This window comes from Streptomyces acidicola (genome assembly GCF_009377235.1).
Lineage (GTDB): Bacteria > Actinomycetota > Actinomycetes > Streptomycetales > Streptomycetaceae > Streptomyces > Streptomyces acidicola.
Map to the genome: position 1 here is coordinate 18142 of NZ_VMNX01000079.1, position 19236 is coordinate 37377.

Consider the following 19236-nt stretch of genomic DNA (forward strand, 5'->3'; position numbering starts at 1 on the left):
CTGACTTTGCCCAAGTAATGGCAAATATTCTGGCCGGAACGCGGAAGTTTCAGCTCGGCGGCGACGTCGAGAATGCCAAGTCGTTTCGTGTTCTGCATAGATTCAACTCTCCATCCCCGTGAGCAGCATGATCAATCCATAGGGTCCTTGAGGCATTTGAAGGAAGGGACCCATGGAAGAACTCCGCGCAATCCGGGCTCGCGGTATCACGAAGAGTTTCGGCAATGTCGTCGCCCTGGACGGCATCGATCTCGATGTAACGCAGGGTCAGATCCATGGCCTGGTCGGACCGAACGGCGCCGGAAAGACGACGTTGCTCGGCCTTCTGCTGGGGCTCGCGGTGGCCGACGGCGGTCGCCTGGAGGTCCTCGGTACACCGGTCGAGCGGACACTCGACGCTCCCCACGGTGTCGCCGGCTTCGTGGACGGCCCCGCTCTCTACCCCTCGCTCACCCCACGGCAGAACCTCGCCGCGCTGGCCGCGCTCCGCAGCCACGACGCGCGCACGGCGGGGATCGACAACGTCCTCGCCGAGGTCGGTCTCACCGACGTCGCCGACGACCGTACCCGCGGCTTCTCCCTCGGCATGCGCCAGCGGCTCGGGCTTGCCGCCGCCCTGCTGACCAAGCCCCGGCTGCTCGTGCTCGACGAACCGTCCAACGGCCTCGACCCGGCGGGCAAGAAGCACGTGCACGGTGTCCTCAACCGGCTCGCGGCCGACGGAACCGCCGTCGTGCTCTCCAGCCACAACATGGACGACCTCGAGGCGCTGTGCTCCGAGGTGACCATCCTCGCCGCCGGGCGCGTCGTCTTCTCCGGCCCGCTGAGCGAGTTGGCCACCGAGAACCGTGAACTCGACTACCGGCTGCTCACCTCCGACCCGCAGGCCGCGCGCCGGCTGGCGGACGACGCGCCGGGGATCCAGGTCATCGACGACGCCGGGACACGGCAGGACGCCGAACTGCTCGTCGTACGCGCCCTGGTGCCCGCCCTCGACCAACTCGTGGTGCGGCTCGTGGAGAAGGGCGTCGCGCCGCGCGAGCTCACTCCCGTGGTCTCGCCACTCGAAGCCGCGTTTCTGGCCCTCACCGAGCAGCAGGAGGCGGGCAGATGACCACGACCCTCACCCGGAGCGGGGAACAGGAACACGAGCAGGTGACCGAGGGCCGTCGCGTCCCCGTCACCCGCGCCTGCCGCTTCGAGCTCGTCAAGCTGGTCTCCCAGTGGCGAATCCGCCTGCTGGTCCTCGCCTGCTGGATCGCTCCCGCCCTCTTCGTCGCCGGGGTGAGCCGGCAGAGCACACTTCCTGTCGACACCCTCTTCGGGCGCTGGATGCTCGCCTCCGGGTGGGCCGGGCCGCTGGTGATGCTCGGTTTCGCGGGGACCTGGGCGCTCCCGCTGCTGACCTCGGTCGTGGCCGGTGACGTGTTCGCCTCCGAGGACCGGCTCGGCACCTGGCGCCATCTGCTCATGGCGGTCCGCTCGCCCCGGCGGATCTTCGTGGCGAAGGCGGTGGCCAGTCTCACCGTCCTGCTGCTGCTCGTGGCCGGGCTCGCGGTCTCCAGCACCGTCGGCGGCCTCCTCGTGGTCGGCAACCAGCCGCTGGTCGGTCTCGACGGCCATCTCCTGGCACCGTCGGACGCCGCCGTCCCGGTCGTGCTCGCCTGGGTCTGCGTCCTCGCTCCGACCTTGGCGCTCGCCGCACTCGGCCTCCTCGGATCGGTCACGCTGGGACGGTCCCCGATGGGGCTGCTGGTGCCCGTGTTCGTCTCGCTCGCGATGGCGGTCGCCCAGATGCTGCCGCTTCCTGTGGCCGTGCGCGTCGCCCTTCCGAGCTACGCCTTCATCTCCTGGAACGGCCTGTTCACCAGCCCCCGGCAACTCGGCCCGCTGCTGATCGGCATCGGTGTCAGCCTCGTGTGGGCCGTGGTCGCGACGGCGCTGGCGTATGTGCTCTTCGTACGGCGCGACTTCACCAACCTGACCCACGACGGTTCGGGCCGCCGCGCGATCACCGTCGGAGTCCTACCGCTCGTCGGGGTGGCCGCCGCGTCGTTCGCGGTTGTCGCCGCGACGACCTCGGCGACGGGCTCCGGGATCGAGCAGGACAAGGTGCAGCGCTCGCTCGCCACGGCGTTCGCGCACCTGTACCGGATCCAGACCGGCCAACTCAACCGGCCCGCCGTCACCGAGGCCCAGTTGAAGGCCACGGCGTCGTGCAACAAGGGCAGCACCAGGGTCGCAGCGGAGGGCCCGGGCAACGACTGGCGCTGCGTCGTGACCTGGCATCTTCCCGGCGTCGAGGCCACAGGACAGGCCATCTACCAACTCGACGTCACTCCGGACGGGCGGTTCATGGCCGATGGCGATGGACCGAAGGAAGTGAACGGCTACTTCCTGGTGCGGACCCCCGACGGGGACGCACCGAACCCGCTGTGGCAGTTCGACGGCAACGTCGAACTGCTCGACACCACCCCGAAGGGATAGCACTCCATGCAGGTAACTCGCCGCCGCAAGCTCGTCGAGGAAGCGCGGATCAACCTCATCGCCAGACGCATCGGCCGCCGGATGCCGCTGTTGACGGCGGGCACCACCGCTGTCGCCCTCGTGGCCGCCGGCACGGCGCTCGCGCAGACCCATCAGTTCGACACGGACCAGGTAGGCCAGGTCACCGAGGACGGCCAGGTCGTCTCCAGCGACCAGTACATCGCCCCGTACGGCGACCGTCTTGTCATCAACCAGGGCAAGATCATGTCGTCCTCGGTCAGCCCGGACGGCACGCACATGGCCGCCTCGGTCACCGACGGTGGCGCGGCCCTGGCCATCGTGGACCTGAAGAACTGGGAGACGCAGCAGCTCGTCAGCAAGGCCGCGTCGTCGAACCCCCGCATCGGCAGCAACAACGTGGGCCAGGAAGGCCCGACGTACTCGCCCGACGGCAAGCAGCTGTGGCTGGGCCAGCCGGACGGCTACACCGTGTTCACCGTGAACGCGAACGGCAGCGTCGCCGGCCCGAGGACCGTCAGCATCCCGGCGCAGGGGTCCAAGCACGCCCTGGTGGGCGCGGCGACGTTCTCGGCCGACGGCAATACCGTGTACTCCGCGGTCAACGGCCAGAACCGGGTCGTCGCCATCGACGCCGCGACCGGGACCATCAAGCAGAGCTGGAACGTGGGCAACGCCCCGCGCGGCATGGTCGTCGTCGGCGACAAGCTCTACGTGAGCAACGAGGGCGGTCGCCCGGCCAAGCCCGGCGAGCCCACGATCAACTCGTACGGCACGCAGGTACTCGCCGACCAGAAGACCGCTGCCACCACCAGCGGCACGGTCAGCGTCATCGACCTGGCGAACCAGGACGCCGCGGTCGCCGGCATCGACGTCGGTCTGCACCCGACCGCCGTGTACGCCAAGAACGGCGTGGTGTTCGTCACCAACACCGCCGACAACAACGTCTCGGTCATCGACACGGCGAAGGACGAGGTCGTCCAGACCATCTCCACCCAGCCGTGGGCCAAGGCCCAGGTGGGCTACGAGCCCGACGCGGTGACCCTCACCGACGACGGTCACCTGCTGGTGACCCTCGGCCGCGCCAACGCCGTCGCCGTCTACAAGTACACCTCCGCGCAGGAGCCGGTCAGCTACGTCGGCCTGCTCCCCACGGACTACTTCCCCTCGGAGATCACCACCTCCGGCAACGAGGTGTACGTCTCCAACACCCGTGGCATCGACGCCCGCCGTAAGGCCACCGGCGGTCGCGGCACCCACGACACGACGTCGAGCGTGCAGAAGTTCACGCTGCCCGACGACAGCGTGATCAAGTCCTACACCGGCAAGGTCTTCAAGCAGAACGGCTGGAACGGCGAGTCGCTCAAGAAGTCCGACGGCTCACCGGCCAAGCCGGTGCCGGTCCCGGTCAAGCTCGGCGACCCCTCGACGATCAAGCACGTCTTCCTGCTCGTCAAGGAGAACCGGACCTACGACCAGGTCTTCGGTGACATGCCGCAGGGCAACGGCGACCCGTCGCTGACCGAGTTCGGTGACAATGTGACGCCGAACCAGCACGCCCTGGCCAAGCAGTTCGGCCTGTACGACAACACGTACGACATCGGCACCAACTCCGCCGAGGGCCACAACTGGCTGATGCAGGCCGACGACCCGGAGTACACCGAGTCATCGGCCGGTGAGTACGCCCGCAGCTACGACACCGAGGACGACGCCCTCGGCCACCAGAAGACCGGCTTCATCTGGACCGGTGCGCAGGCGGCCGGCAAGTCCGTCCGGAACTTCGGTGAGTTCCAGCAGTTCCTGACCAAGCCGTCGGGCGCCAGCTGGCAGAACCTGTACTGCGACAGCAAGAACATGGCGGCGACCGGTCAGGACACCGCCTACCCGCTGAACTCGACCTCGCCGATCCCGTCGCTCAACGACGTGTCGGTGCACGGCTTCCCGAAGTTCGACACCAGCGTCCCGGACGTCTACCGGGCACAGATCTGGAAGAAGGACTTCGAGAAGAACGGACCGGCGAACCTGAACATGTTCTGGCTCTCCAGCGACCACACCGGTGGCCCGGTGAGCGCTGCCTCCCAGGTCGCGGACAACGACCTCGCCGTGGGCCAGATCGTCGACGAGATCTCGCACAGCAAGTACTGGAAGGATTCGGCGATCTTCGTCGTCGAGGACGACTCCCAGGCGGGTCTCGACCACGTCGACGGCCACCGTGCCCCGGTCCAGATCATCAGCCCCTGGGCCAAGCACTCCACGGTGGACAGCCACTACTACTCCCAGATCACCATGATGCGGACCATCGAGCAGATCCTCGGGGTCCAGCCGATGAACCAGAAGGACACCGCGGCCACCCCGATGGCCTCGGCGTTCACCCAGAGCCCGGACTACACACCGTTCAAGGTGCTGCCCAACCGGACCTCGCTGACCGCCGGTGTGAAGACCGCGCCCTCCTGTGGTCTGGACACCCCCGCGGCGCAGGACCTGAAGGCAGCGGCCGTGCCGTCGCCCTCGGTGCCGGAGGACATGAAGGACATCGCCGCCCAGTGGGACCAGTGGAAGCCGAAGCAGCGGCTGACCGGTCCCAACGCCGTTCCGGACTACGCTCCCCCCGCCCAGATGAACCACCTCACGTGGTACGAGACCCACAACTGGGCGAAGCCGTACCCGGGTGAGAAGAAGATCTACGCTCCGCAGGACGTGCCGGGCGCCGCCATACCGTCGGCGGAGAACGACGGCTGACACAGGCTCACGCGCCCGGTTGCCCCTGGTCGGCATCATCGCCGGTCAGGGGCCCACTTGCGAAACGCGAGGCGCCGTCCCGCCGGGTTTCCGTAGCCGAGAGTGATCAGTCGGTTGCACTCTGGTGGCGTGAATGACGCGACTGGTGCAGTCGGCCAGGGGATGGCGTCAGCTGTGCAACTCGGACAGCACCGCATCCGTGAACGGCGTCCACGCCTCGATAGCCCACGGCCCGAACGCACGGTCCGTCAACGCCACGCACGCCGCACCCACCACCGGATCGACCCACAGGAACGTGCCCGACTGGCCGAAGTGGCCGAAGGTGCGCGGCGAGGACGAAGTCCCCGTCCAGTGCGGGGACTTGGAGTCGCGGATCTCGAAGCCGAGGCCCCAGTCGTTGGGGTTCTGGTGCCCGTAACCCGGCAGGACGCCCTTCGTGCCCGGGTAGTGGACCGTCATCGCCTCCGCGACCGTCCGAGGGTCGAGCAGCCGCGGCGCCTGCACCTCCGCCGCGAACCGCACCAGATCGTCCACCGTCGAGACCCCGTCCTTGGCGGGCGAGCCGTCGAGCGTCGTGGACGTCATCCCGAGCGGCTCCAGCACCGCCTGCCGCAGATACTCGGCGAACGGGATGTCCGTCGCCTTCGCCACATGGTCCCCCAGCACCTCGAACCCCGCGTTCGAGTACAGCCGCCGCTCCCCGGGCGCGGACGTCACCCGGTGCTCGTCGAACGCCAGCCCGGAGGTGTGAGCGAGGAGATGCCGGACCGTGGAGCCGGGCGGGCCCGCCGGCTCGTCCAGTTCCACGGCCCCCTCCTCGTACGCGACCAGCACGGCGTACGCGGCGAGCGGCTTCGTGACCGAGGCCAGCGGGAAACGGTGCCCGGTCGGGCCGTACGACCCGAGGACGGTGCCGTCCGCGCGCACGACGGCCGCCGCGGCCGTGGACACCGGCCAGTTCTCGATCAACGTCAGGCTCTCAAGGGACATGTGTACGAGACTAGGCGGCTCAGAAACGCAGCCGCATCAAGGGGTCGGGTGTGCGCCGGAAACCGAGCGAGGCGTACAGCGGCCGGGCCTCGGCGGAGGCGGTGAGGTCGACCTGACCTGCGCCCTTCTCACGGAACCAGTCGAGGAGAACCTCCATGCAGGCGCGGGCGTGGCCCCGGCGGCGCTGGTCCGGGTCGGTGGCGACGCTGAACACGTACCCGATGGTGCCGTGCGGGTTCCGGGCCCGCCCGATCCGGTACTCGATCGTCCCGACCACCAGCGCGGCGAGCGCCCCGGGCTTCTCGGGATGGTCGACCACGAAGGCCGCGAAGGTCCCGTCCGTGTCGGCGAGCTTGGCGCGAATCGTCGGCAGGGACTCCGTCTGCCAGTCGGCGGACGTGTCCGCCCCACCCACCGCATCGATCATCACCTGCCGCAGACGCAGGACTTCCTCCGCGTCCTCGGCGACGGCACGGCGTACGAGACTCATGAGGTGAACGGTAGCCAGTGGAGCCGCAGGCCGTCGTGGGAATTTCCCAGGTTATTTCCTCCGGTTCCGCTTGCTTCGAGTTCACTCCAGGGTTCTAGCGTTGAGGTCATGACGGTGATGGAGACAACAGGCACCCGGAACGCCAGCTGTGCCACCGCATGGCACGCCGACCGGCGGCCGGACGGTCAGGACAAGTACACGATCAGCGAGGTCGCCGCCTTCACCGGCCTGACGGCGCACACCCTGCGCTGGTACGAGCGCATCGGGCTGATGCCGCACATCGACCGCTCCCACACCGGCCAGCGCCGCTACAGCAATCGCGACCTGGACTGGCTGGACCTCGTCGGCAAGCTCCGGCTCACCGGTATGCCGGTCGCGGACATGGTGCGGTACGCGGAACTGGTCCGTGAGGGCGACCACACCTACGGGGAGCGCTTCGCGTTGCTGAAGGCCACCCGGGAGGACGTACTGGCCAGGATCGCCGAACTCCAGGGCACGCTCGCGGTGCTCGACCGGAAGATCGATTTCTACGCGGACGCCGAGCGCGCCTTGGCGTTGGAGGGTTCCCGATGACGAACGGCAGGATCATGAAGGTGGCGCTCGGCGACGGCGGGCCCCAGGTCGGCGTACAGGGCCTCGGCTGCATGGGCATGAGTTTCGCCTACGGCCCCTCGGACGCCGAGGAGTCGCGGGCCACTCTGGAACGGGCGCTGGAACTGGGTGTCACGCTCTACGACACGGCCGACGCGTACGGCGCGGGGGAGAACGAGAAGTTCCTGTCCCCCTTCTTCAAGGCGCACCGGGACGAGGTGGTCATCGCCACGAAGTTCGCCCTCTCGATCCCGGCGGACGACCCCACGCGGCGGATCATCCGCAACGACCCGCCGTACATCCGTGAGGCCGTGGAGGTCAGCCTCAAGCGCCTGGACGTCGAGGCGATCGACCTCTACTACATGCACCGGCTGAACCAGGAGGTGCCGATCGAGGAGAGCGTCGGCACCATGGCCGAGCTGGTCCGCGAGGGCAAGGTGAAGCACCTCGGGCTGAGCGAGGTCACCGGCAGCGAGCTGCGGGCCGCCCAGGCCGTGCACCCCATCGCGGCCGTGCAGTCGGAGTGGTCCCTCTTCAGCCGCGACATCGAGGCGGGTGTCGTCCCGGCCGCGAGCGAGCTGGGCGTGGCCCTCGTGCCGTACTCACCGCTCGGCCGGGGCTTCCTGACGGGTTCCTTCTCGAACGCCGAGAAGGACCTGACCGACCAGGACCTCCGCCGTTTCATGCCCCGTTTCACCGGCGACAACGCGGCCGCCAACGCGGCGCTCCTGGAGCCGGTCCGCTCGGTCGCCGAGTCCCACGGAGCCACACCCGGCCAGATCGCCCTCGCCTGGGTGCAGCAGCAGGCGAGCGTGCACGGCCTGCCGGTCGTCCCCATCCCGGGCACCCGCAAGGCCAGCAGGGTGGAGGAGAACGTGGCCGCGACGCGCATCGTCCTCACCGACGACGAGCTCGCCCTCCTGGAGCCGATCGCGGCCAAGGTGGCGGGCGAGCGCTACCCGGACATGTCGTTCACCTCGGCGGGCCGGGAGTAGGGCCCCGGCCGTGCCACCACGCCCGGCGGCTACCGGTCGCCGGGCGTGACCAGCCCCGACTCATAGGCGAAGATCACGGCCTGGGCGCGGTCGCGCAGGTCCAGCTTCGCGAGGACGCGGCCGATGTGGGTCTTCACCGTCTGCTCGGCCAGCACCAGATGGTCCGCGATCTCCTGGTTGGACAGACCGCGGGCGATCAGCTCCAGCACCTCGGTCTCGCGCGGGGTCAGGCCCTTCAGCCGCAGCGCCCGTTTCCTGCGCGGGGCGGGCCGCGACTGCGCGAAGTCGGCGATCAGACGGCGCGTCACCTTCGGGGCGAGCAGCGCGTCCCCCGCCGCCACCACGCGTACCGCCGCGATCAGGTCGGCCGGGGGCGCGTCCTTGAGGAGGAACCCCGACGCTCCGGCGCGCAGCGCCTCGTACACGTAGTCGTCCACGTCGAAGGTGGTCAGCATCAGCACCTTCGGGCGGTACGACTCGGTTTCCTGAGAGTCTCCCGGGTCGAGCAGTTCGCGCGCCGCCGTCAGACCGTCCATTTCGGGCATCCGTACGTCCATGAGGACGACGTCGGGGTGCGCTCGGAGTGCCAGCTCGACGCCCTGCTTGCCGTCCGGGGCCTCGCCCACGACGTCGATGTCGCTCTGGGCGGCCAGCAGGGCGGCGAATCCGGCGCGCACCATGGCCTGGTCGTCGACGATGATCACCCGGATGGTCATGGGGAGGACGGACTCCTTTTGTCGGGCTCATCGGGCTCATCGGGCTCGTCGGGCGTGGTCATCGGGAGCCGCGCCGCCACACGGAACCCCCCGTCGGGCAGCGGCCCGGCATCGAGGGTGCCGCCGACCAACCGTACGCGCTCGCCCATGCCGACGAGGCCGTGCCCGGTGCCGCTCCACTCCAGCCGCGAAACGGGCTTCGCGGCGGGCCCGTTGACGACGAGCACCGTCAGGTGGCGCTCGTCGGCGGAGACCGACACGTGGGCGGTGGCGCCCGGGGCGTGCCGTACGACGTTCGACAGGGCCTCCTGGACGATGCGGTACGCGGACAGGTCGACGGCCGGTGACAGTTTCGTCGACGTCGTGAGGGAGCCGGGTTCGGGGAGGGACAGTTCCACCGGGACGCCACCGCGTGTGGTCGCCTCGACGAGCTGGTGCAGCTTGTCGAGGCCCGGCTGCGGGGCCCGTTCCTGTTGCGCGTCCTCGCTGCGCAGCACCTGGAGCAGCCGCCGCATCTCGCCGAGCGAGTCGCGGGCGCCGGCGGCTATCGACTCGAACTCCCCGCGCACGTCGTCGGACACGCCGGAGAGCCGGTACGGGGCGGAGTCCGCCTGGACCGCGATCACGGTCATGTGGTGGGCCACGACGTCGTGCAACTCCCGTGCGATCCGCGCCCGTTCCTCCAGGAGGGTGCGCCGGGCCCGCTCGGTCTCGCTGATGGCCTCCTGCTCGACGAGCCGGCGCCGGGTCTCGCCGCGCTCCCGCACCAGCGAGCCGAGCAGCAGCACGACACCGCTGAGGATGATGAGCAGGATGCCGGTGTTCGGGCCGTCCGTGCCGCCGTCAGAGGTGCCCGGGTCCCGGCCCGCGCTCAGTACGAGAGACGCGGCCGTGGTGACCAGCCAGACGCCGAGCACCGTACGGCGCGTCTCGCGCAGGGACAGCGCGACGCACAGGACCAGATAGCCCACGATGACCATGGGGGTCCAGGGAGAGGGGCGGCCCACGGCGTCGGACTGCAGCACGGCGACCGCCCCGACGACATCCGCCACGATGACGATCCACCACGCCTGCAGCGGGCGTCTCACGGCCAGCAGCAGCGGCCCGGCCTGGGCGAACCCGAGCGCTCCGGCCAGCCCGTCGTTCACGCCGTAGTCGTTCCCGAGGACCTGAGCGGTGGTGGGGATCAGGCTGGCGGTGAACCCCAGCACGATCACGTACGGCAGCCGCCGCACCCACCGCCTGGGCGCCCGCCCGGGCTGTGGCCCGGGCACGGGCTCCGGCGGGGTGCGGACCTTTCGGCCGGGAGGAGGAGTCGCGCCGCTCATGACCTCAACAGCCTAGGCAGCGGTCCTCGCAGTGCCGTCATACCTGGGAGCCGGGCTTCATGTCATACCCAGGTATGAGCCCGAGTACGAGCCCTGGCATGAGCCCACGGCTGAGCCCCGGCCCCGTCAGGGGCGCGGGGCCGTGCCGACGACGGCCGGCTAGAGCTCCGCCAGCAGCTCCGCCTTCTTCGTGCTGAACTCCTCGTCCGTCACCAGCCCCGCCTCGTGCAGCTCGCCCAGGTGCCGAATGCGGTCGGCTATGTCGGCGGGGTCACGCCGCGGCCCCGCCGCGGGTACCGCACCGGCCGGCACCGCGGAGCGCACCGCCGCCAGGACCGCGGCCGCGAACGGCAGCGACTCGTGCACCGGCCCGTACCCGAGCCCGAACACGACGGAAGCGGGATCCTGGTCGGCCTGAAGGGGCGGAGCCCCGTCCCCGTCGCGGCCGATCAGTCGCAGATGCCCCTCGAAGAGCTCGGGGGAGCGCCACTCGACCCCGCTCAGCGCGGCGACGGGAAATCTCTGGTCGCCGGCCTTCCACTTCGCCGAGGAGGCCCCCGTCCAGAACCACCGGAACGACACGGACTTCCCGTCGAAGGAGGCCTTCGCGTCGTACGCCTTGAACTGCAGCGGCGCCTGGGGCGGGGCCACGAGGTACCGCTCCGCCGGGCTCTCGTCCTCGGTGATCCGTGCGCGCAGTTCGTCCGCGTAGTACTCGGCGAGGGTCTCGCGCTCGGCGGGCAGGACGAGCCGGTACGGGTCGCCGGCCTCCTTGAGCTGGCCCGCGGCCGCCTCCATCAGGGGGTCGGCGCCCGGTCGTGGCACGGCGTGCAGGACGACGGTCCCGCGCTTCCCCGGTGTCAGCGTCACCGCCGCGATCGCTTCCAGCGGGATGCGCCGCTCGCCGAGTGCCTGGAACAGCTTCGGCGTGCGGATTCCCCGTTCGAAGCGGATGAGTACGGAGTCCGACTCGAACTCCCAGGCGGCATGAAATCCAGCCAGAACGTCACCCATGCGGCTCATCGTATGCGTGAGGCGCGTCTTCGTCCCCTCCTCCGGCAGCCGGTGATTTCTTCGTCCTCTACGCGCGTCAGGCCGCAACGGCGGCGGGCAGTCCCTCCTGACACGCGTTTTCCTGGCGTCCCTGCTGTGCGCAGTGCACCGCGCGATACGCGCCAACACCGATCTCGGCGAAGTTGCGCAGGCTCTCGGTGCCGGGCTCGAAGTAGCCCGCGTGGCCCCTCGCGCCGTCCGCCGACAGTACCCGTGCCCCGAACGCCGCGGACACCGGGTCGGCGCCGTGGCCGAGGCCGCCGACCTCCAGGTACGGCACGTCCTGGATCCAGTCGTCGGCGTCCCGGGTCGCCCAGACCTGGGCCGAGGTGCGCAGCTGGGACGCCTTCTCGACGCGCATGCCGGGGCTGCCCGCCACCGCGATGTCGGAGACCCGGGCGGGCAGCCGGCGCGCGGCGACCCCGCACAGCACCGAGCCGTAGCTGTGGCAGTACAGCGCGACGGGCGAGTGGCCGGGCAGCGCGCGCACCAGCGCGTTGAGCCGGACCGCGCCCTGCTCGGCGCGCAGCGCGGTGGCCGCCTCCATGCCGAGCCCGTTGGGCGCCGTGTAGTCGGCCCAGGCGATCACCGCCGTACGGGTCGCGGGGGCGATCGCGCGCTCGGCCGTGTACAGGGCGCTCCCCATGCCGGCGGGCGCCGAGTACCTGCGGACCGTGCGCTGGAAGGTGAGCACGTCGGTGTCGACGCCGGGCACGACCACCGAGACGCGCTCGGCCGTGGTGAGGTCGCCGAACACCTCGGCGACCCGGCCCGAGCCCTCGGGGTCGAAGGCGAGGATCCGCCGGCCCGGCTGCATCAGGTCCTCGAAGCGGTTCATACGGCGACCCGCGTCGTACTGACCGTGGGAGGAGAGCCGCTTGTCGTGCGTACGTTCGAGCTCGATGTCGCGCTGCTTCTCCAGCGCGACGTGGTTCGCGCGGTAGCGCAGCTCGACGGGAGCGCCGTTCATGTTGCCGACCGCGAGTGGGTAGCGGTCGGCGAGGTCGGTGCGCTGCCGTTCGGTGAGCGAGGCGAAGAAGCGGGCGAGCCGACCTGGGGAGGAGTCGGCGTCCGGCAGCGCGTGGCCGTCGATGTGCCCGTGGTTCCACGCGGAGAGCGAGGCCTGAAGCGGCGATGCCCCCCGGTGGTCGCGGATCGCGGTCCAGCCGGTGGTCGCCAGCATGACGAACACGACGGCGAGTGCGAGGACTGCGCGCCAGACGTTGAGTTGGGGAGAGGTGTCGAAGGAAGTCACTGAAAGGACACACTAGGAGAACGGAAGGGTCTCGCGTTAACCAAGTGAGGGGGATCACGTTTCGGACTCAGGTGTTTTGCGGACCCCTTGCGTTCACCGGCGTGTCGGCCGCTCCTCGGTCCGCATGCCACTTCTCCGTCAACACGGGCCCCACCGCGTCGAGATACCTGACCGTCAGCGCGCGGGTCTCGGTGGCGCCGAGGTCCTCGCTCAGCCCCCAGCGCCGCTCCATGACACGGATCACACCGGCGAACACGGCCACGGCCACGCGTGGCCGCGGATCGGTGTCCACGTCGAGCCCCTCGCGTTCGGCGATGACCCGCGCGACCTCCTCGCCCACCTCGTCGCTACGGCGCAGATGAGCGGCGAGGAGTGCGGGCGTCGACTCGGTCAGTCGGCACATGCGCAGGTAGAGCTCGATCGGCACGACCTGTTCGACGGCCTCGGCGATGGTGTCCCAGTCCTTCAGGACGGCGTTGCGCAGCGCCTCCAACGGGGTCTCGTCGACCGGGCGTTCGCGCACGGCCGCGGCGAACCGTGTGTGCGCGATGTCCTGGACGGCGAACGCCGCGTCCTCCTTGCCCGCGAAGTACCGGAAGAAGGTGCGCTGCGAGACGTCGACGGCCTCGGTGATCTCGTCGACGGTCGTGTGCTCGTACCCCTGGGTGGTGAACAGTTCCAGGGCGGCCTGCAGCAGCGCGTCCCGGGTGCGCTGTTTCTTGCGCTCGCGCAGTCCCGGTCGGGTCACCGTGTTCATGAGCCCTCTTCTCCGACGGTCCGGTCGGTCTGTCCGGATGGTCTGTCCGGTCGGTCTGTCCGGGCGGCTCAGGTGGACGTTTCCCGAGCTCAGCCTATTTGTAAGTGACGTGACAGTTACCGAATTGTGAATTGGTTTGTCAAATGTCAGTGGCTGTCATTAATCTCGGCCGTATGACTAGTCAGACCACCATCGACACGACGGGGCCGGGGGACGGGATCCCGGTCGCCCCGTCGGAGCAGCAGCCCTCCAAGGGCCTGCGCGGCCACCCCTGGTTCACTCTCATAACCGTGGCCGTAGGGGTCATGATGGTGGCCCTCGACGGCACCATCGTGGCGATCGCCAACCCGGAGATCCAGAAGGACCTCGGCGCCAGTTTCGCCGATGTTCAGTGGATCACGAACGGCTACTTCCTCGCCCTCGCGGTCACCCTGATCACCGCCGGCAAGCTCGGCGACCGCTTCGGCCACCGCCAGACGTTCCTCGTCGGCGTGGTGGGCTTCGCGCTGGCCTCGGGGATCATCGGCCTGTCCGACTCCATCCCCATGGTCGTCACCTTCCGCGTCTTCCAGGGCCTGTTCGGCGCGCTGCTCATGCCGGCCGCACTCGGTCTGCTGCGCGCCACGTTCCCGGCCGAGAAGCTGAACATGGCGCTCGGCATCTGGGGCATGGTCATCGGCGCCTCCACCGCGGGCGGCCCGATCCTCGGCGGCGTGCTGGTCGAGCACGTCAACTGGCAGTCGGTCTTCTTCGTCAACGTCCCGGTCGGCATCCTCGCCGTGGCCCTCGGCGCCTGGATGCTGCTCGACCACCGCGCGGAGAACGCTCCGCGCTCCTTCGACATCCTGGGCATCGCCCTGCTGTCGGCCGCCATGTTCTGCCTGGTCTGGGCGCTCATCAAGGCCCCGGACTGGGGCTGGGGCGGCGGTATGACCTGGGCCTTCCTCGGTGCGTCCGTGCTGGGCTTCGCGCTCTTCGCCCTCTGGGAGACCAGGGTGAAGGAGCCGCTGATCCCGCTGGGGCTGTTCCGCTCGGTCCCGGTCTCGGCGGGCGTCGTCCTGATGATCCTCATGGCCATCGCGTTCATGGGCGGCCTGTTCTTCGTCACGTTCTACCTGCAGAACGTGCACGGCATGACCCCGATCGACGCGGGACTGCACCTGCTGCCGCTCACCGGCATGATGATCGTCGGCTCCCCGCTCGCGGGCGTCCTCATCACCAAGGCGGGACCCCGCGTCCCGCTGGCCGGCGGCATGGCGCTCACGGCGATCGCCATGTACGGCATGTCCACGCTGGACACGGACACCGGCAGCGCCGTGATGTCGCTCTGGTTCGCACTCCTCGGCCTCGGCCTCGCCCCGGTCATGGTGGGCGCCACCGAGGTCATCGTGGGCAACTCGCCGATGGAGCTCTCCGGTGTCGCCGGCGGTCTCCAGCAGGCCGCGATGCAGATCGGCGGCAGCCTCGGTACGGCGGTCCTGGGCGCCGTGATGGCCTCCAAGGTGGGCAGCGACCTGCCGGGCAACTGGAAGGAGGCGGGTCTCCCGCCGCTCACCGAGGCCCAGCTCGACCAGGCCTCGGAGGCCGTTCAGGTCGGTATGGCACCCGTCGCCAAGGGCACGCCCGAGGAGATCGCCGCGAAGGTCACCGAGGTCGCGCACGACACGTTCATCTCCGGCATGGGCCTCGCCAGCCTCGTCGCCGCCGGTGTCGCGGGGGTCGCCGTTCTGGTGGCCTTCCTGACCAAGCGTGGCGAGAACGCCGAGGCGGGCGCGGGGATAGGCCACATCTAGGCCTCATCCAGGCCATTCTTGTTCGGTCTTGCCTGGTCATGCCTTGTCTTGTCCAGGCTGGTTTGGGAGCACTTTCCCTCATCAGGGTGACAACGCTAAAGATCCGTCGCCCTGGGCACGTGCCGCAGGTCACAGTGTGTCAACCGGGTCGGCTCCCAGCCGGCATGGGGGACGGACCGGTCCTGCGGCGCGCTGCCGGAGGGGGGCGGCGCGCCGGTAGTCAGAAACCGGTAGACAGAAACCGGTAGACAGAAACCGGTAGACAAAAAAGGGGCCCTCGGCTGCTGCCGAAGGCCCCTTCACATGCGGGGGAGGCGCGCCCCGCGAGGGGCGCACTCCTAGGCGTCGCCGCCCGCCGCCCCCGGATCGGCGGCCGAGACGTCCAGCAACTGGTAGCGGTCGATCGCCTGCTTCAGCACCGACCGGTCGAGCCGGCCCTCACGCGCCAGCTCGGTCAGCACCGAGACCACGATCGACTGCGCGTCGATGTGGAAGAAGCGCCGTGCCGCACCCCGGGTGTCGGCGAAGCCGAAGCCGTCCGCGCCCAGCGACTGGTACGTGCCCGGCACCCACCGCGCGATCTGGTCCGGAACGCTCCGCATCCAGTCGGAGACGGCCACGAACGGACCCTCGGCACCCGTCAGTTTCCGCGTCACATACGGAACGAGCTGCTCCTCCTCGGGGTGGAGCAGGTTGTGCCGCTCCACCTCGACGGCCTCACGGCGCAGCTCGTTCCAGGAGGTCGCCGACCAGACGTCCGCCCTCACGTTCCACTCGTCGGCGAGGATCGCCTGGGCCTCGACCGCCCACGGCACGGCGACACCGGACGCGATGATCTGCGCCGGGATGCTGCCCGAGTCGCCGACCCTGAAGCGGTGGATGCCCTTGAGGATGCCCTCGACGTCCACGTTCCGGGGCTCGGCCGGGTGCTGGATGGGCTCGTTGTAGACGGTCAGGTAGTAGAAGACGTCCTCGCCGTGCGGGTGCTCCTCGGAGGAGCCGTACATCCGGCGCAGACCGTCCTGCACGATGTGCGCGATCTCGAACCCGTACGCCGGGTCGTACGCGACACACGCGGGGTTGGTGGAGGCGAGCAGCTGCGAGTGGCCGTCCGCGTGCTGGAGGCCCTCACCGGTCAGCGTCGTACGGCCGGCGGTCGCACCCAGGACGAAACCGCGCGCCAGCTGGTCGCCCATCTGCCAGAACTGGTCGCCGGTCCGCTGGAAACCGAACATCGAGTAGAAGACGTACACCGGGATCAGGGGCTCGCCGTGCGTGGCGTACGACGAACCGGCGGCGATCAGCGACGCGGTGCACCCCGCCTCCGAGATGCCGTCGTGCAGCATCTGGCCGGTCGGCGACTCCTTGTAGGTGAGGAGCAGATCGCGGTCCACCGACTCGTACTGCTGGCCCAGCGGGTTGTAGATCTTCGCGCTCGGGAAGAACGAGTCCATGCCGAACGTGCGGTACTCGTCGGGCGCGATCAGCACGAACCGCTTGCCGATCTCCTTGTCCCGCATGAGGTCCTTCAGCAGCCGGACGAACGCCATGGTCGTGGCGATCGACTGCTGACCCGAGCCCTTCTTCACGCTCGCGTACGTCTTGTCGCCCGGCAGTTCGAGGGGCTTCGACCGCACGAGACGGGTCGGGACGTACCCATCGAGACCCTTGCGGCGGTCGTGCATGTACTGGATCTCCTCGGAGTTCCGCCCCGGGTGGTAGTACGGCGGAAGACCGGACTCCAACTCCTTGTCGGAGATGGGCAGATGAAGCCGGTCGCGGAAACGCTTCAGATCGGCGACCGTCAGCTTCTTCATCTGGTGCGTGGCGTTGCGGCCCTCGAAGTTCGGGCCGAGCGTCCAGCCCTTGACCGTCTTGGCGAGGATGACCGTCGGCTGGCCCTTGTGGGCGCGGGCCGCCGCGTACGCCGCGTAGATCTTGCGGTGGTCGTGACCGCCACGGCCCAGGTGCAGGATCTGGTCGTCGGTCATGTTCGCGACCATCGCGCGCAGCCGGTGGTCGCCGCCGAAGAAGTGGTCGCGGATGTACGCGCCGGTCTCGGTGGCGTACGTCTGGAACTGGCCGTCCGGCGTGGTGTTCATCTTGTTGACCAGCACACCGTCGCGGTCCTGGGCGAGCAGCGGGTCCCACGACCGGTCCCAGACCAGCTTGATCACGTTCCACCCGGCGCCCCGGAAGACCGACTCCAGCTCCTGGATGACCTTGCCGTTGCCGCGCACCGGGCCGTCCAGCCGCTGGAGGTTGCAGTTGACGACGAAGGTCAGGTTGTCGAGGCCCTCGCGGGCGGCCAGGGTCAGCTGGCCGAGCGACTCCGGCTCGTCCATCTCGCCGTCGCCCAGGAACGCCCATACGTGGGATTCGGAGGTGTCGGCGATCCCGCGCGCCTGCAGATAGCGGTTCATCCGCGCCTGGTAGATCGCGCCGATGGGGCCGAGGCCCATCGACACGGTCGGGAACTCCCAGAAGTCGGGCATCAGCCGCGGGTGCGGGTAGCTCGACAGCCCGTACGGCGACTTGGACTTCTCCTGCCGGAACGCGTCCAGGTGCGGCTCGCCGAGCCGGTCGAGGAGGAACGCGCGGGCGTAGATGCCGGGGGAGGCGTGCCCCTGGAAGAAGATCTGGTCGCCGCCGTCGCCCCGGTCCTTGCCGCGGAAGAAGTGGTTGAAGCCCACGTCGTACAGCGAGGCGGACGAGGCGAAGGTGGCGATGTGCCCGCCGACGCCGATGCCGGGCCGCTGGGCCCGCGACACCATCACGGCGGCGTTCCACCGGGTGGCGTTGAGGATCTTCCGCTCGATGTCCTCGTTGCCCGGGAAGAACGGCTCGTCCTTGGTGGCGATGGTGTTGACGTAGTCCGTGCTGCGCATCTCGGGCACGGCCACGCGCTTCTCGCGGGCCCGCTCGATCAGCCGGAGCATCAGATAGCGCGCGCGCTCACGGCCGCGCTCGTCCACGGCGGCGTCGAGCGAGTCGAGCCACTCCTGGGTCTCCTCGGGATCGAAGTCAGGGACCTGACTCGGGAGGCCGCCAATGATGATCGGATTGCGATCGGATCCGGAAGCCACGCTGTTCCTTCACTGTCGGAGGGCCACTCTGCTCTGTGCCTGCACCGCTCCCCATCGTGTACCTCGGGGGCGCGTAACGTCATCTCTACCGTGAGGTAACCAGGACGTTTCCTCGGACGCTTGGGGCAGGACCGACTGAAACGCAACGATACGCCCGAGCTGTGACACGTTCCGCAAAGACGTTCGACTTTCGTACCCTCGGATCGTTACCGAATGCGCAAATCGGGCAGGATAGTGTGGCGCGTGTCACCCTCTACTGTGATTCCATGCCTGGAGTTGCGGCGACACGGCCAGGATCGTCACCGTTTCGGCGGTCTCGAAGGCTGGGTACTTGCGCGATCCGTCCCGCCCGTGTGGACTACGGCCAATGCTTCGCGTACGCGCGTGGCTGAACTTCCCTGGGGGCGACCCCACCGAACATGATCAGGAGGCAACCCGTGAGCGCGACCGCGGACCACGCGGAGGAGCGGACGAACCCTGCCGCAAGGCTGGGGTTCCAGCCCGAGCAGGTGGTCCAGGAGATCGGCTACGACGACGACGTCGACCAGGAGCTCCGCGAGGCCATTGAGGAAGTCGTCGGCAGCGAGCTCGTCGACGAGGACTATGACGACGTGGCCGATGCCGTGGTGCTGTGGTTCCGCGACGAGGACGGCGACCTGACCGATGTGCTGGTGGACGCCATCACGTACATCGAAGAGGGTGGCTCGATCCTGCTGCTGACGCCCAAGACGGGGCGGGACGGCTACGTGGAGCCGAGTGACATCTCCGAAGCCGCGACGACGGCGGGTCTGTCGGCGATGAAGAGTGTGAGCGTCGGCAAGGACTGGAGCGGGAGCCGTCTGGCGACCCCGAAGGGGGCCAAGACCAAGAGGTGAGCGCCCTTCGGGGCGTGGGTGTGCCGGGGCGGGGCGCGGCCGTAGGCCGTTTTCCCCGCCCCC

At 69.3% G+C, this 19236-nt stretch carries 15 protein-coding genes; 7 read left to right on the top strand and 8 right to left on the bottom strand.

Translation table 11 applies throughout. The features are described from left to right. The first annotated feature begins 172 nt into the window (after positions 1–172). Genes FPZ41_RS21305 through FPZ41_RS21315 form a run of 3 tightly spaced genes read left to right on the top strand, consistent with a single transcriptional unit; the run spans position 173 to position 5244 of the window. Positions 173–1114 (top strand): ABC transporter ATP-binding protein, encoded by a 942-nt coding sequence (locus FPZ41_RS21305; protein ID WP_152864909.1) that lies wholly within the window; start codon positions 173–175, stop codon positions 1112–1114. Then, entirely contained in the window at positions 1111–2487 is a 1377-nt protein-coding gene (locus tag FPZ41_RS21310; protein ID WP_152864911.1) for an ABC transporter permease, read from the top strand. Before FPZ41_RS21305 ends, FPZ41_RS21310 begins: the two co-directional genes overlap by 4 nt. 6 nt (positions 2488–2493) lie before the next feature. Beyond that, complete coding sequence (locus FPZ41_RS21315) at positions 2494–5244, top strand: bifunctional YncE family protein/alkaline phosphatase family protein (protein WP_152864913.1); 2751 nt, start codon at positions 2494–2496, stop codon at positions 5242–5244. Between the two features lie 168 nt (positions 5245–5412). Here FPZ41_RS21315 and FPZ41_RS21320 read toward each other — a convergent pair whose 3' ends face one another. Then, positions 5413–6234, bottom strand: coding sequence for a serine hydrolase domain-containing protein (locus FPZ41_RS21320; protein ID WP_152864915.1), 822 nt, complete (start codon positions 6232–6234; stop codon positions 5413–5415). A 19-nt stretch (positions 6235–6253) separates the two neighbouring features. Then, positions 6254–6724, bottom strand: a complete 471-nt coding sequence (locus FPZ41_RS21325) for a GNAT family N-acetyltransferase (protein ID WP_152864917.1) — start codon at positions 6722–6724, stop codon at positions 6254–6256. Between the two features lie 108 nt (positions 6725–6832). Between FPZ41_RS21325 and FPZ41_RS21330 the strand changes: the two genes are divergently transcribed. Both FPZ41_RS21330 and FPZ41_RS21335 read left to right on the top strand, forming a co-directional pair. Further along, a complete protein-coding gene (locus FPZ41_RS21330) occupies positions 6833–7297 on the top strand; it encodes a MerR family transcriptional regulator (protein WP_131563366.1) in 465 nt (154 codons plus the stop codon). Further along, positions 7294–8310 carry an aldo/keto reductase gene (locus FPZ41_RS21335; RefSeq protein WP_152864919.1) on the top strand — a complete coding sequence of 339 codons (1017 nt, stop codon included), beginning with the start codon at positions 7294–7296 and terminating at the stop codon, positions 8308–8310. The genes FPZ41_RS21330 and FPZ41_RS21335 overlap by 4 nt, the downstream gene beginning before the upstream one ends. Before the next feature lie 29 nt (positions 8311–8339). Here the strand turns inward: FPZ41_RS21335 and FPZ41_RS21340 are convergent, their stop codons facing one another. The 5 genes from FPZ41_RS21340 to FPZ41_RS21360 all read right to left on the bottom strand — a co-directional run bounded on the left by FPZ41_RS21340 (position 8340) and on the right by FPZ41_RS21360 (position 13419). Beyond that, positions 8340–9026, bottom strand: a complete 687-nt coding sequence (locus FPZ41_RS21340) for a response regulator (protein ID WP_152864921.1) — start codon at positions 9024–9026, stop codon at positions 8340–8342. Next, on the bottom strand, positions 9023–10354 hold the full coding sequence (locus tag FPZ41_RS21345; protein ID WP_152864923.1) for a sensor histidine kinase: 1332 nt from the start codon (positions 10352–10354) through the stop codon (positions 9023–9025). Before FPZ41_RS21345 ends, FPZ41_RS21340 begins: the two co-directional genes overlap by 4 nt. A 159-nt stretch (positions 10355–10513) precedes the next feature. Next, positions 10514–11377 carry a DUF4429 domain-containing protein gene (locus FPZ41_RS21350; protein WP_152864925.1) on the bottom strand — a complete coding sequence of 288 codons (864 nt, stop codon included), beginning with the start codon at positions 11375–11377 and terminating at the stop codon, positions 10514–10516. A 67-nt stretch (positions 11378–11444) separates the two neighbouring features. Next, complete coding sequence (locus FPZ41_RS21355) at positions 11445–12662, bottom strand: alpha/beta hydrolase (protein WP_322620528.1); 1218 nt, start codon at positions 12660–12662, stop codon at positions 11445–11447. 67 nt (positions 12663–12729) lie between these two features. Further along, positions 12730–13419: a TetR/AcrR family transcriptional regulator gene (locus FPZ41_RS21360; RefSeq protein WP_152864927.1), complete on the bottom strand. Its 690-nt coding sequence runs from the start codon at positions 13417–13419 to the stop codon at positions 12730–12732. A gap of 173 nt (positions 13420–13592) precedes the next feature. On the opposite strand from FPZ41_RS21360, the gene FPZ41_RS21365 reads away from it, so the two are divergent. Next, positions 13593–15212: an MFS transporter gene (locus tag FPZ41_RS21365; protein ID WP_152864929.1), complete on the top strand. Its 1620-nt coding sequence runs from the start codon at positions 13593–13595 to the stop codon at positions 15210–15212. Between the two features lie 338 nt (positions 15213–15550). Here the strand turns inward: FPZ41_RS21365 and aceE are convergent, their stop codons facing one another. Further along, positions 15551–18298 carry a pyruvate dehydrogenase (acetyl-transferring), homodimeric type gene (gene aceE, locus FPZ41_RS21370; protein ID WP_322620529.1) on the bottom strand — a complete coding sequence of 916 codons (2748 nt, stop codon included), beginning with the start codon at positions 18296–18298 and terminating at the stop codon, positions 15551–15553. Between the two features lie 437 nt (positions 18299–18735). Between aceE and FPZ41_RS21380 the strand changes: the two genes are divergently transcribed. Next, positions 18736–19173 (top strand): DUF3052 domain-containing protein, encoded by a 438-nt coding sequence (locus FPZ41_RS21380; RefSeq protein ID WP_322620530.1) that lies wholly within the window; start codon positions 18736–18738, stop codon positions 19171–19173. Positions 19174–19236 lie beyond the last annotated feature (63 nt).

Excerpts from the sequence above, each read along its gene's own strand:
- FPZ41_RS21330 (WP_131563366.1), top strand. The coding sequence starts at position 6,833 with ATGACGGTGATGGAGACAACAGGCACCCGGAACGCCAGCTGTGCCACC.
- FPZ41_RS21310 (WP_152864911.1), top strand. The coding sequence starts at position 1,111 with ATGACCACGACCCTCACCCGGAGCGGGGAACAGGAACACGAGCAGGTG.
- FPZ41_RS21315 (WP_152864913.1), top strand. The coding sequence starts at position 2,494 with ATGCAGGTAACTCGCCGCCGCAAGCTCGTCGAGGAAGCGCGGATCAAC.
- FPZ41_RS21335 (WP_152864919.1), top strand. The coding sequence starts at position 7,294 with ATGACGAACGGCAGGATCATGAAGGTGGCGCTCGGCGACGGCGGGCCC.
- FPZ41_RS21340 (WP_152864921.1), bottom strand. The coding sequence starts at position 9,026 with ATGACCATCCGGGTGATCATCGTCGACGACCAGGCCATGGTGCGCGCC.
- FPZ41_RS21345 (WP_152864923.1), bottom strand. The coding sequence starts at position 10,354 with ATGAGCGGCGCGACTCCTCCTCCCGGCCGAAAGGTCCGCACCCCGCCG.
- FPZ41_RS21365 (WP_152864929.1), top strand. The coding sequence starts at position 13,593 with ATGACTAGTCAGACCACCATCGACACGACGGGGCCGGGGGACGGGATC.
- FPZ41_RS21360 (WP_152864927.1), bottom strand. The coding sequence starts at position 13,419 with ATGAACACGGTGACCCGACCGGGACTGCGCGAGCGCAAGAAACAGCGC.
- FPZ41_RS21325 (WP_152864917.1), bottom strand. The coding sequence starts at position 6,724 with ATGAGTCTCGTACGCCGTGCCGTCGCCGAGGACGCGGAGGAAGTCCTG.
- FPZ41_RS21305 (WP_152864909.1), top strand. The coding sequence starts at position 173 with ATGGAAGAACTCCGCGCAATCCGGGCTCGCGGTATCACGAAGAGTTTC.
- FPZ41_RS21350 (WP_152864925.1), bottom strand. The coding sequence starts at position 11,377 with ATGAGCCGCATGGGTGACGTTCTGGCTGGATTTCATGCCGCCTGGGAG.
- FPZ41_RS21320 (WP_152864915.1), bottom strand. The coding sequence starts at position 6,234 with ATGTCCCTTGAGAGCCTGACGTTGATCGAGAACTGGCCGGTGTCCACG.